The sequence below is a fragment of the Thermosediminibacter litoriperuensis genome (assembly GCF_008124715.1).
Taxonomy (GTDB): Bacteria; Bacillota; Thermosediminibacteria; order Thermosediminibacterales; family Thermosediminibacteraceae; genus Thermosediminibacter; species Thermosediminibacter litoriperuensis.
On the sequence record NZ_VNHO01000005.1, the window covers coordinates 82,576 to 94,682 of the forward strand.

The window sequence follows — 12,107 nt, forward strand, 5'->3', positions numbered from 1 at the left end:
GTTCTCCCCCTTATAACGACTTGGCCTGCATTATACCCAGCAGCTTTTTTGCCACTCTTACTGCACCGGTGGCATTTTCGCCGTATCCGTCGGCCCCGATTGAACGTGCAAAACTCGAGGAAATGGGCCCGCCGCCCACCAGAACCTTTACTCTTTCCCTTATGTTTTCTTTTTCCAACAAGTCGATAACTTTTTTCATCTCATCCATAGTACTCGTCATGAGGGTAGAAAGGCACAGCAGGTCGGCGCCAACTTCCCTAACCTTATCTACAAAAGCCTTCGCCGGCACATCCCTGCCCAGATCGTACACACGAAATCCCGACGCCTGGAGCATCACTTTCACCAGGTTTTTCCCTATATCATGGGTATCTCCTTCTACAACACCGATCACGACAGACCCAAGGTATAGATTTTCCTCTTTTTTAATGTGCGGAGTTACCACATTGAGCCCCGCGTACATGGCGTCGGAACACAGCAGGAGTTCGGGCACGAAATACTGGTTTTCCTCGAAAAGCTTCCCGGCTTGGTTCATACCAACTATTAGACCTTCGTTGATTATTGTCATCGGATCTATACCGGCGTCCAGCGCTTCTTTTGAATATTTGGCTGCGCCTTCTTCATCCATGTTCAAAACGCTGTCGGCAACGGCTTTTAATAATTTTCCGGTTTCCAAGAAAAAACCCCTCCCCTAATTCCTAGTATTTCGATATGATTTATAGGATTTTGTAATATAATATCTAAACGCATACTTGTTGTCAAGAGGTTTTTGAACCAAATAAAAAGATAGTTTAGTTTTATAATCAATCGTGAATATTAATAATAGAAACTAAAAGGGAGTTTTTCTAATGAACAGGTCGCTGACGGAATCGATAAAGTACAGATTTGAAAGGGTCGCACCCTTTTATGATCTAGTAGCGGAAGGCCTTTTCGGGAATACGTTAAGGAAGTGGAGGAAAAAGCTCTGGGGTCGAACCTCGGGCAAAATTTTAGAAGTGGGCGTTGGAACCGGCAATAATATGGAATTTTATCCCCCTGGAGCTGACATTACAGCAATAGATTTCAGCACTGTTATGCTCAAAAGGGCAAAGAAGCGAGCTGAAAAACTCGGAATAGCCGTAAAGATAATGGAAATGGATGTCCAGAAGCTACAGTTTGAAGATGATACCTTCGATACAGTGGTATCTACTTTCGTCTTCTGCACTGTTCCGGAGCCCATCCAGGGCCTTAAAGAACTGCGGAGGGTTACAAAACCCGACGGCACAATTCTTTTTCTCGAACACGTAAGGAGCGAAAGACCTCTCGCCGGTCTTCTTATGGATTTTTTAAATCCCTTGCCTAGGTTTTTAATCGGCGATAATATAAATAGAAAAACAGAAGAAAATATATTGAGGTCAGGAATGAAAATAGAATACTCGGAAAACCTAGCCAGTGACATTTTTAAAATGATCATAGCATCTCCGAACAAAGAATAAGGTTATTCCGGAAGAAGCGAAAACAAAGGATCACGAAAACAAAAACCCGGGCGGCAAGGATCAGCCGTAAAGCAAAAGCGGGAGGTTTATCCTCCCGCTTTTTAAAAACTATTTTACCGCAGCACATGCGTCACAGATACTGGTTTTTATGTTGCCTTCACCCCGGACCATCGTTATTGCACCCTTAGGGCACTTTTCCGCGCAGATGCTGCAGCCTATGCAGAGCTCCGCATTGACCGCGTGCTTTTTCTTGACCTCGCCCGATATGGCGTTCACCGGGCAGTTTTTGGCGCAGATGGTGCAACCGATGCAGTTGTCATTGATGACGGCCTTCTTCCTCTCGGCGAAGGCCGAGGTAATCGCTTTGGTCGGGCACTTTTCAACGCACTTCATACAGTTGCGGCACTTCTCGTAATCTATAATTGCCACGTTGTTCAGCACATGGACCGCGTCAAAGGGGCAGGCCTTTTCGCACTGCTTGCAGGCTATGCAGCCTACCTTACACACCTCTTTGGTGTCCTTACCCTTCAAAGTGGCTCTGCAGCGCACGTGCACTTCGTTTTTCGCCGAAGTGAGCGCTATCACCTGCTTCGGGCATTCCTTCGCGCAAAGCCCGCAGCCGGTGCATTTTTCTTCATCGATAACAGGCAGGCCGTTCTCACTCATGGTAATGGCACCTACAGGGCACACCTTTGCGCAGTCGCCGAATCCGATACATCCGAAGGGACACCCCTTCGGTCCACCGTTCACCATGGACGCGGCTCTGCAGGATTTTACGCCGTGATAATCCGACTTTAACCTAGCTTCCTTGACGCCACCCTGACAGAGCACGCGGGCAACCTTTCGGTCTTTTGTCTCTCCTGAGGCGGAAACCCCCATAATCTCTGCTATCTTTTGAGCGACGGCAGGTCCACCTACGAGACAGGCGGTAACCGGTGCATTGCCTTCCACTACCGCCGCCGCCAGGCCAGAACAGCCGGGATAACCGCAGGCACCGCAGTTGGCTCCCGGCAGCACCTCGTTTATGGCATCAACCCTGGGATCCGTTTCCACGGCAAATTTCTTTGAAGCATAAGCAAGCCCCGCACCTAGGAGAAGGCTTAAACCTCCCATACTCAACACCGAAACCAGTATTACGTTAGCCATAATTTCACCTCCTCACGCATTAACTACATCGGAATTAATCCGGAAAATCCGAGAAACGCCATGGATAGAAGTCCGGCTGTAATCAGTACTATGGCGGCTCCCTGCAAAGCTTCGGGGACATCGCCGAACTCCATTTCTTCCCTGATACCCGCCATCAAGGCCATGGCTAGCGTAAAGCCGATACCGGCCCCGAGACCAAAAGCAACGCTCTGTATAAAATTGTAACGCTTTATAGCGATCAACAGCGCAAGACCTAGCACCGCGCAGTTGGTGGTGATAAGTGGCAGGTAAATGCCCAGAGCCTTGTATAGAGCGGGGCTCGTCTTCAGTATGACCATTTCCACCAGCTGTACCAGGGCGGCTATTACCAGAATGAAGGATACGATCTGTAAAAACCTGGATAATCCGAAGGGTTCCAAAATATAAAACTGTATGAAATAGGTTGCCACCGAGGTCATCGTTAGTACGAAGGTAGTAGCAACACCCATGCTTATTGCTGTTTCCAGCTTCCTGGAAACGCCCAGAAACGGGCACTCTCCCAGGAATCTCGATAGCACAAAATTGTTAACGAGTACAGACCCGGCAATTATAAAAAGCAGTTCCTTCACCCGACTCACCCCCTATCAATGGCATTGGGTATTCTTGACGCTTTTTCGCGTAATTACATTCATGATTCCGAGCAAAATGCCCATTGTTAAGAAAGCGCCCGGTGGTAGTAGCATAATAACCCAGCGAGTTGCATTTTCGCCCAGCACATGATAGCCGAAAACGGTGCCGGACCCCATAAGTTCCCTTACGGCCCCTATCAGGGTAATTGCCCAGGTAAAACCGATACCCATACCCAAGGCGTCGGCTATGGCCCTGATTGGTGTCACCTTTGACGCAAAAGCCTCAGCCCTCGCCATTATTATACAGTTCACTACGATCAGCGGTATGAAAAGGCCCAGGATCCTGTACATCGCCGGAAAATAGCCTGCCATAAAAAGATCCACTACGGTTACGAAAGTGGCTATCACGATTATATAACATGGTATCCTGACCTTGGCCGGGATAAAATTCCTGAGCAACGAAATCAGAAGGCTTGAAAATACCAGAACAAAGGTCGCCGCAAGCCCCATGGCTATGCCGTTCATTGCGGCGGTGGTTACCGCCAGCGTGGGGCACATACCTATTATCATCCTGAATGTGGGGTTTTCGTTCCATAGTCCGTTTAGAAAGTCTTTAACCAGCTGGTACATCAATAGTCACCTCCGACCGGGTATATTTTAGTGACCTTATCCAGAGCGATTTTTATTCCGTTGGCCACTCCCGCCGGGGATATGGTTGCACCGGTAATTACCTTAACGTCCTCTTTGGGTACAAACGGATCAGTAACGGACTTCCCTTTGAACTGGTCTGTAAACGCTGGCTCCTGTATCTTGGCGCCTAGACCTGGGGTTTCAGCCATTGAAAGGATTTGCAAGCCGGTTAGTTTACCCTCTTTGGGGTCGTATCCCACCATCATCTCGATGGGACCACCGAATCCCTGCCCGGTAGCTTTAAAAGCAATACCCTTCTTATTGCCCTGATCGTCAAGGCCGATGTAAAAGGTCATACCCTCTTTTTCCACCTGTTCGTACCTGGTTGTACCGGGAAGCACGTTTTTTATGGAAGCTTCCAGGTCTTTCTGGGCCTGTTCCTGAATTTTGGGAATGGCTATCTCGTAAGAAAATGCCAGCACTACCCCGGACAATACTGAAAATATGAGCAGTACCACTATCATCCTAGCGTACTGGTTCATCTGGTCCTCACCTCCCCGTAAATCCTGGGAACCGTAAGCCTGTTTATTATAGGAGTAAAGGCATTCATCAGCAGAATTGAGAACGATACACCCTCGGGATATCCTCCGTAAAACCGTATGAGTACCACAAAAATGCCTGCACCGATGCCGAATATTATCCTCCCGAGCCTTGTCACGGGAGTTGTCACCATATCGGTAGCCATAAAGAAGGCTCCCAGTATCAACCCTCCGGCCAGGAGGTGGAATATCGGGTCCCTGCCGAGGACCAGGGATAAAACTGCGACGGTGCCAAGATAGCTTGCGGGAATTCTCCAGTCCACATACCCTCGATATATCAGGTAAAGGCCGCCCAGCAGAATCATCAGGGCGGAGGTCTCGCCTAAGCTGCCTCCTACATTGCCCATAAAAAGCCTAGTATAATCGGTTGATACCCCCTGCATCTTCATCAGAGCCAGAGGGGTTGCGCTCGTGGTGCCGTCCACCGGATTGATCCAGGTGGTCATCTCCACGGGGAAGGTCACCATGAGGAATACGCGCCCGATAAGAGCCGGGTTGAAGGGGTTTGCGCCCAGCCCGCCGTAAATCATCTTGCCGAGGGCTATAGATACGACGGAGCCGACTACGGCCATCCAGAGCGGTAGGCCGGGCGGAAGATTCAAAGCGAGCAGGATACCCGTTACGACGGCGCTACCGTCCCATACGGTGATTGGTTTGCCCCGCAGTTTCTGGAAAATAGCTTCGGTCAGTACCGCAGCCAGTGTGGCGGTTACCACGAGAAGCAGGGCTTGAAGCCCGAAAAAGTAAACTCCCGCTATCGTGGGCAGGAGCAGAGCTCCGGCCACGTTAAACATTATCCTCTGCACGCTTTCCCCCGAGTGGATGTGCGGAGAAGACGTGGTTAAAAATCTATATTCTCCCATTAGAAAGACCTCCTGAATCCAGCTTATTTTATATGCGCATTCCAAGTGCGATGCCGTCATTAAGTCTTTGCATTACACTATATTCCCTCTTACTTCTTTTTAGAAACTATTATACGGTTTTTGGCAAGCCTTATAAGCTGGGTAAGCGGAATATTCGCCGGGCAAACATAAGCACAGCAGCCGCATTCGATGCAGTCCAGCGCGTGATACCGTTCGGCTTCGGCCCACATGCCTCTTTCCGCAAACTTGCCCAGGTAAGTGGGCATAAGGTGAATGGGACACGCGTCCACGCACCTGGCGCATTTTATGCATGGCATCGGTTCGAAAGCCTTTACCTCCGATTTCTGCAGCACCAGTACCCCAGAAGTACCCTTCATTACCGGTGCTTGCAGCTGCGACTGCGAAGCGCCCATCATAGGCCCGCCCATGATTACCTTGCCCGGTTCGCCGTCAAATCCGCCGCACTGTTCGATAAGTTCTCCTACGGGAGTACCGATCCTTACCAGCAGGTTCTTGGGTTCCTTAACGCCGGAACCGGTGACCGTGGTTATCCTCTCTATAAGGGGCATACCGGTTTTCAACACGTTTGCGATTGCAGCGCAGGTACCGGCATTATCCACGATCACGTGCACATCCATGGGAAGCCCTCCGGACGGCACCTCTCTTCCGGTTATGGCGTATATAAGCTGTTTTTCCCCACCCTGGGGGTACTTAGTAGCCAGGGGAACCACTTCTATCCCCTTAAAGCCCTTTACCGCGTCGTTCATAGCTCTAATGGCATCGGGTTTGTTGTCCTCTATGCCTATATAGGCCTTTTTTACTCCGGTGGCCTTCATTATCGCCCTGAGGCCCAGAACCACATCGTCGGGCCTTTCCACCATGAGGCGATGGTCGGCGGTAAGGTAGGGTTCGCATTCAGCCCCGTTGACTATAATGGTATCAATGGTCTTGCCGGCCGGCGGCGAAAGTTTCACTTGGGTCGGAAATCCGGCGCCGCCCATTCCGACAATCCCCGCTTCCCTTATGAGGCTTTTTATCTCATCGGGCGTCATCTCGTCCAGGGATTTCGGGGGCTGCACACCTTCGTATACCTCATCCCTGCCGTCGGATTCTATGACAACAGACATGACCGGCGTTCCGGAGGAGTGGGGTCTCGGTTCGACCGCAACAACCTTCCCGGAGACGCTGGCGTGGATGGGGGCCGACACAAAGGCCTTTGCCTCGCCTATCTTCTGGCCGACCTTAACATGGTCCCCGACTTTTACTATGGGTTCACAGGGTCCTCCCACGTGCTGGCTCATCGGGATAACGGCCAGTCGCGGCAGTTCTGCCCTTTCAACCGGCTTTTGGCTGGTTAATTCTTTATTATACGGAGGATGAATGCCTCCTCTAAAAGTTTTTAGCATGCTTCACCTCTCCCTCCGGTATAAAAAACCTAATAATTATTCGACATTTTTCTAAAAAAACCTCTCAACCCGAACAAAAAATTTTTTTCACAAAGTATAAAGTATACATTAGCTCGGATATCTGCTCATCACTAATGATTATACAATAAAAGTACGCTTTTTTCTATAATAATAATATAATTATTACCTGTTAAGTTAATACTGATATACCTTAATTTTCATAAAAATACCGAGTTAATTCAGGTTAAAACCTCGGTTGGTAAAAAGTAAAGCTCCAGGAGGGTCTTCCTTGCATTCATCAAAATGTGAAAGGACCGCGTGAAAATTCACGCGGTCCCCTATCGTGCTTTTATTCGGCTTCGGGGTATCTGGACCTCCTGGTATAGTGCGTATGCAGTAGTTTATGAGATTTCTCGCTCAGCGGTTTGCCCAGAAATTCCTTGTAGAGCTGCTGTACAGCCGGGTTCTCGTGGGATTTCCTCAGTGGCATATTGCGGTCTACCTCATAAATGGCGCTGCCGCGCACTTCTCGGTAGTCCAGCTCCCAGCGCTCATCGGCGTTCAGAATGGGCTGGCCACCGCCGCCCACGCAGCCGCCCGGGCAGCACATGATTTCGATGAAGTGATATGAGGCTTCCCCGTTCTTTACCCTGTCCAAGAGCTTCCTCGCATTGCCCAGACCGTGAGCGACCGCCACGTTGACCTTCATGCCATCGATGTCGATGGTGGCCTCTTTTATGCCCTCCACACCGCGAACCCCGGTGAACTCTACATTTTTAAGCTCCCTGCCGGTAATAACCTCGTATACGGTCCTGAGAGCAGCCTCCATTACGCCACCCGTCGCACCGAATATGGCGCCGGCACCGGTGGATATTCCGAGCGGATCATCGAATTCCTCGTCGGGCAGTGTGGCCAGGTTAATCCCCGCTTCCTTCAGCATTCTGGACAGTTCTCTGGTGGTCAATACCACATCCACATCCTGGTAACCGCTGGATCTCATTTCAGGCCGCTGGCACTCGTACTTCTTGGCGGTACAGGGCATGATGGACACCACGAAGATCCTGGACGGGTCGATGCCGATTTTTTGAGCATAGTAGGTTTTGGCCACGGCACCGAACATCTGCTGTGGCGATTTACACGTGGAGAGATTCTCCAGGAATTCCGGATAATAGTGTTCGCAGAACTTTATCCATCCTGGGCTGCAGGAGGTAATCAGCGGCAGTTTCCCGCCGTGCTGCAACCTCTCCAGGAATTCATGGCCTTCTTCCATTATGGTAAGGTCCGCTGTAAAATCGGTATCGAAAACCCTGTCAAACCCCATTCTCCTCAGAGCTGCAGGAATTTTCTTGGTAACTATAGCACCTCTGCCCAGCCCGAATTCTTCACCGAGAGAAACCCTCACAGCCGGAGCAATCTGCACGATGACGTGTTTTCCCGGGTCCGCCAGAGCCTGCCATACCCTGTCGGTATCGTCCTTCTCCTTCAGGGCGCCGACCGGGCAGGCCAGTATGCACTGGCCGCAGTTGACGCACGCCACCTGGGCCAGGCTCATGTCGTAAACCGGCGCGACCATTGTCTCGAATCCCCTGTTATTGGGCGAGATAACACCTACACCCTGCACCTTGTGGCAGGTACTCACACAGCGGCGGCATAGTACGCATTTTGAAGTGTCCCTGACTATCGAGGGTGAAAAATCGTCGTACCTGGACCGGTGTTTTTCGCCTTCAAAGCGGATCGACTTTATACCCAGTTCCTCGGCCAGCTTCTGAAGCTCGCAGTTCAGGTTCCTGATACAGGTGGGGCATTCAAGGTTATGATCGGACAGTAAAAGTTCCAGCGTAATTTTTCTGGACTCCCTCACGGCCGGGGTATTGGTGAATACCTCCATACCTTCAGATACGGGATACACGCAGGAAGCCTGGAGGGCTCTGGCACCCTTGACTTCTACCACACACATCCGGCACGCCCCGATCTCGTTTATCCCCTTCAGAAAACACAGGGTGGGAATTTTCTTGCCGATCTTACGGGCAGCCTCAAGTATGGTGGTGCCTTTTGGAACCTGAACTTTTTCGCCGTCTATCGTCAAAGTTACCATTTCCATGTTTATCCTCCCCTTTTACCGCTTATTTCTTCGCTATAGCACCAAACGGGCACCTTTCAAAACAGCTGTTGCACTTAAGGCATTTCTCCCTGTCGATTGCATGCGGCTGTCTTCGTTCACCGGTGATCGCTGCAGACGGGCACACCTTCACGCATAGCCCGCAGCCCTTGCACTTATCTGCAATGATTTCGTAGGTTATCAGAGCCTTGCACGCTCCTGCGGGGCATTTCTTTTCCCTGATATGAGCTTCGTACTCATCCCTGAAATAGCGGAGCGTGGAAAGCACCGGGTTCGGCGCCGTCTGCCCCAGACCGCACAGGGCCGAAGCTTTAATATTTTTCGCCAGGCTTTCCAGCAGCTCGATATCCCCCTCCCGGCCCTCGCCGTTCGTTACTCTCTCGAGGATTTCCAGCATCCTCTTTGTACCTATACGGCAGGGCGGGCACTTACCGCAGGATTCATCCTGGGTAAATGTGAGGAAGAATTTAGCTATATCGACCATGCAGGTATCTTCGTCCATGACGATCATACCGCCGGAGCCCATCATTGAACCGGCCTGGGTCAGAGTATCGTATTCTATGGGCATATCCAGCAGCGATGCCGGTATGCACCCGCCCGAAGGACCGCCGGTCTGGACCGCTTTAAACTGCTTGCCGTTTGGTATTCCGCCGCCGATCTCGTATATTACCTCTCTGAGCGTGGTTCCCATCGGGATTTCTACAAGACCGGTGTTGTTTATTTTACCGCCGATGGCGAACACTTTTGTCCCCTTGCTCCTCTCGGTTCCTATGCTGGCAAACCAGTCGGCTCCGTTGAGAATAATCGGCGGGATGTTTGCATAGGTCTCAACGTTGTTGATCAGGGTCGGTTTGCCCCACAGGCCCTCAATAGCCGGGAACGGCGGTCTGGGCCTCGGTTCGCCTCTGCGGCCTTCTATCGACGCCAGTAATGCCGTCTCCTCGCCGCATACGAAAGCTCCCGATCCCAGGCGCAGGAAAATGTCGAACTCGAAGCCGGTACCCAGGATATTCTTGCCCAGAAGGCCCCTTTCCCTGGCCTGCTCTATTGCTATCTCGAGCCTTTTCACTGCCAGCGGGTATTCGGCCCTAACGTATATATAGCCCTCCTTTGCGCCTATAGCATAACCGGCAATGGCCATCGCCTCGAGCACCGTATGAGGATCTCCTTCGAGGATGCTCCTGTCCATGAAGGCGCCGGGGTCCCCTTCGTCGCCGTTGCAGACGACATACTTGATGTCACCGGGCGCATCCTTGGCAAACTGCCATTTTCTGCCTGTAGGGAAGCCTCCTCCTCCACGTCCCCTCAGCCCCGACCTGGTCACCTCGTCGATCACCTGCTGGGGGGTCATTTCCGTCAGAACCTTTGCCAGTGCCCTGTAACCGTCGTTGGCGATGTATTCCTCGATTATTTCAGGATTGATGAGACCGCAGTTTCTAAGAGCAACTCTTTTCTGCCTCTTGTAGAAATTGATGTCGGTAAGGGCCCTCATCCTTTCTTCAACAGCGCGTTCTTTATAAAGCAGCCTCTCTACGATGCGGCCCTTGACCAGGTGTTCTTCCACGATTTCCGGGACATCCTCGGGTTTAACCCGGCAGTAATAGGTTCCCTCGGGGTATATGATTATGTTGGGCCCCAGTTCGCACAGTCCGAGGCAGCCTGTCAGCAGAACCTTTACCTCTTTGGAAAGGCCGTGTTTTTCTATTTCCTTTTCAAAAGCTTCCATTACGGGTTCGCTGCCGGAAGCCGTACAGCCCGTTCCCCTGCACACGAGTATATGAGCCCTGTAGATTTCCATGTCTATCCCTCCAACTGCTAAAAGTTAAATTATATATTCGGTATTACCCATTCGTCGACAACCTGGTTGTTTACGATATGCCTTGCCACAATCTGCCTGGCCTTGTCGGCATCCACGTTAACGTAAGTGACCTTAGGCTGGTTCGGCTTTATGACATCCACCATCGGCTCGAACCTGCACATGCCTATACAGCCAGTCTCCGTAACTATTACGTCAGAAATATTGCGCTTCTTCAATTCATCCAGAATCGCCAGCAACACCTGGCGGGCTCCCGCCGATATACCGCAGGTGCCCATACCCACCACGATTCGCGTCTTGTTTTCGTTGTCTTTCCTTAAATTTATCAATTCGCGGGCCTGTTCGCGGATTTTTTCAAGTTCTTCTATAGACTTAATTACCCCCATCATTCGGCACCTCCATTAATTTCCTTTAAACTGTCGCTTATAAATTTCTTTATCCAGTTAACTACCAGCGGGTTATTGACCGGCACATCCTGAAGTTTTCGCCTGATTTGCCTTAAATCGAACCGGTACACCCCGCCGTCTATCACATGCCTGTATATAAAATCCACATCCGGATGAACTGCCACCAGTGACGCCACAGTGTCCGCCATATTTCCGAGGGGCTGCAGATCGATATGGCTTTTTTTGAACCACGCCTTTACCACAGTCCCCTGTCCGGGGAGTGAATGTACGGTCACGTCACCTCCGGCGGTTTTCGCAGCTTGAGCCAGCAACGGAAGGCCGAGGCCAACTTTTCTGGTAGTCCTGCTGGTGAAAAACGGGTCCAGCGCTTTTTTTACGGTTTGTTCATCCATTCCCATGCCGTTATCGCGTATCTCGATCGCCAAGAGATCCTTTTTCGAGTCTTCCACTATTTCTATCTCGACCACCGTGGCACCGGCGTTCAGGGAATTTTCTACTATGTCCAGCACATGCAGGGATATTTCCTTCATGGCCGTTATTCGTAATTTTTTAGTATCTCCGGTACCCTGTCCGGCGTCAACCTGCCGTAGACGTCATCATTGATTATAACCACCGGGGCAAGACCGCATGCGCCGACGCACCGGCACGCGTCCAGGGAAAATTTCAGATCTTCGGTCGTATCTCCCACTTTTATCTTCAGCTCCTGCTCAATACGGCCGAGGACCTTATCGGCACCCTTTACGTAGCACGCGGTGCCCAAGCAAACCCTTATCTGGTATTTGCCCCTGGGTTTCAGGTTGAAGAACGAGTAAAAGGTAACAGTGCTGTAAACTTCGCTCAGCGTGACGTCCAGAGCCTCCGCCACCTTTTTCTGCACTTCGATGGGGAGATACCCTACAATCCTCTGGGCTTCCTGCAGGACCTGCAGCAGCACCCCCTTCTGCCCCTCGTATTTTTTCAGCATTTCATCGACTTTCTTGAGTTTTTCTTCAAATTCCGCGTCTCTTTTGATTGCGGGCTGCATTATCACCAACTCCTCCT

At 50.9% G+C, this 12,107-nt stretch carries 13 protein-coding genes; 1 reads left to right on the plus strand and 12 read right to left on the minus strand.

Annotated elements, in window-relative coordinates:
• Positions 1-10: 10 nt before the first annotated feature.
• Positions 11-673, minus strand: coding sequence for a corrinoid protein (locus tag LZ11_RS03125; protein ID WP_148866448.1), 663 nt, complete (start codon positions 671-673; stop codon positions 11-13).
• Positions 674-845: 172 nt separating this feature from the next.
• Between LZ11_RS03125 and LZ11_RS03130 the strand changes: the two genes are divergently transcribed.
• The gene (locus LZ11_RS03130) at positions 846-1,472 is read left to right on the plus strand and encodes a class I SAM-dependent methyltransferase (RefSeq protein WP_148866449.1); all 627 of its coding nucleotides are present in this window, start codon (positions 846-848) and stop codon (positions 1,470-1,472) included.
• A 108-nt stretch (positions 1,473-1,580) separates the two neighbouring features.
• Here the strand turns inward: LZ11_RS03130 and LZ11_RS03135 are convergent, their stop codons facing one another.
• The 11 genes from LZ11_RS03135 to nuoE form a co-directional block, all read right to left on the minus strand.
• Entirely contained in the window at positions 1,581-2,618 is a 1,038-nt protein-coding gene (locus LZ11_RS03135; protein WP_148866450.1) for an RnfABCDGE type electron transport complex subunit B, read from the minus strand.
• A gap of 23 nt (positions 2,619-2,641) precedes the next feature.
• Entirely contained in the window at positions 2,642-3,226 is a 585-nt protein-coding gene (gene rsxA, locus LZ11_RS03140; protein WP_148866451.1) for an electron transport complex subunit RsxA, read from the minus strand.
• A gap of 15 nt (positions 3,227-3,241) precedes the next feature.
• Positions 3,242-3,856, minus strand: coding sequence for an electron transport complex subunit RsxE (gene rsxE, locus LZ11_RS03145; RefSeq protein WP_148866452.1), 615 nt, complete (start codon positions 3,854-3,856; stop codon positions 3,242-3,244).
• On the minus strand, positions 3,856-4,398 hold the full coding sequence (locus tag LZ11_RS03150; protein WP_148866453.1) for an RnfABCDGE type electron transport complex subunit G: 543 nt from the start codon (positions 4,396-4,398) through the stop codon (positions 3,856-3,858). Before LZ11_RS03150 ends, rsxE begins: the two co-directional genes overlap by 1 nt.
• A complete protein-coding gene (locus LZ11_RS03155) occupies positions 4,395-5,318 on the minus strand; it encodes an RnfABCDGE type electron transport complex subunit D (protein WP_148866454.1) in 924 nt (307 codons plus the stop codon). The genes LZ11_RS03150 and LZ11_RS03155 overlap by 4 nt, the downstream gene beginning before the upstream one ends.
• A gap of 89 nt (positions 5,319-5,407) precedes the next feature.
• Positions 5,408-6,724, minus strand: coding sequence for an electron transport complex subunit RsxC (gene rsxC / locus LZ11_RS03160; protein ID WP_148866455.1), 1,317 nt, complete (start codon positions 6,722-6,724; stop codon positions 5,408-5,410).
• 349 nt (positions 6,725-7,073) lie between these two features.
• Entirely contained in the window at positions 7,074-8,825 is a 1,752-nt protein-coding gene (locus LZ11_RS03165) for an NADH-dependent [FeFe] hydrogenase, group A6 (RefSeq protein WP_148866456.1), read from the minus strand.
• A gap of 22 nt (positions 8,826-8,847) precedes the next feature.
• On the minus strand, positions 8,848-10,641 hold the full coding sequence (gene nuoF / locus LZ11_RS03170) for an NADH-quinone oxidoreductase subunit NuoF (protein WP_148866457.1): 1,794 nt from the start codon (positions 10,639-10,641) through the stop codon (positions 8,848-8,850).
• 29 nt (positions 10,642-10,670) lie between these two features.
• The gene (locus LZ11_RS03175) at positions 10,671-11,036 is read right to left on the minus strand and encodes a (2Fe-2S) ferredoxin domain-containing protein (RefSeq protein WP_170240270.1); all 366 of its coding nucleotides are present in this window, start codon (positions 11,034-11,036) and stop codon (positions 10,671-10,673) included.
• An 8-nt stretch (positions 11,037-11,044) separates the two neighbouring features.
• Complete coding sequence (locus tag LZ11_RS03180) at positions 11,045-11,596, minus strand: ATP-binding protein (protein ID WP_148866458.1); 552 nt, start codon at positions 11,594-11,596, stop codon at positions 11,045-11,047.
• Positions 11,597-11,601: 5 nt separating this feature from the next.
• Positions 11,602-12,090 (minus strand): NADH-quinone oxidoreductase subunit NuoE, encoded by a 489-nt coding sequence (gene nuoE, locus LZ11_RS03185; protein WP_148866459.1) that lies wholly within the window; start codon positions 12,088-12,090, stop codon positions 11,602-11,604.
• Between the last annotated feature and the right edge of the window lie 17 nt (positions 12,091-12,107).

Bases quoted from the DNA above. Each gene is read 5' to 3' on its own strand.
- LZ11_RS03130 (WP_148866449.1), top strand. From the start codon at position 846: ATGAACAGGTCGCTGACGGAATCGATAAAGTACAGATTTGAAAGGGTC.
- LZ11_RS03135 (WP_148866450.1), bottom strand. From the start codon at position 2,618: ATGGCTAACGTAATACTGGTTTCGGTGTTGAGTATGGGAGGTTTAAGC.
- rsxE (WP_148866452.1), bottom strand. From the start codon at position 3,856: ATGTACCAGCTGGTTAAAGACTTTCTAAACGGACTATGGAACGAAAAC.
- LZ11_RS03150 (WP_148866453.1), bottom strand. From the start codon at position 4,398: ATGAACCAGTACGCTAGGATGATAGTGGTACTGCTCATATTTTCAGTA.
- LZ11_RS03155 (WP_148866454.1), bottom strand. From the start codon at position 5,318: ATGGGAGAATATAGATTTTTAACCACGTCTTCTCCGCACATCCACTCG.
- rsxC (WP_148866455.1), bottom strand. From the start codon at position 6,724: ATGCTAAAAACTTTTAGAGGAGGCATTCATCCTCCGTATAATAAAGAA.
- LZ11_RS03165 (WP_148866456.1), bottom strand. From the start codon at position 8,825: ATGGAAATGGTAACTTTGACGATAGACGGCGAAAAAGTTCAGGTTCCA.
- nuoF (WP_148866457.1), bottom strand. From the start codon at position 10,641: ATGGAAATCTACAGGGCTCATATACTCGTGTGCAGGGGAACGGGCTGT.
- LZ11_RS03180 (WP_148866458.1), bottom strand. From the start codon at position 11,596: ATGAAGGAAATATCCCTGCATGTGCTGGACATAGTAGAAAATTCCCTG.
- nuoE (WP_148866459.1), bottom strand. From the start codon at position 12,090: ATGCAGCCCGCAATCAAAAGAGACGCGGAATTTGAAGAAAAACTCAAG.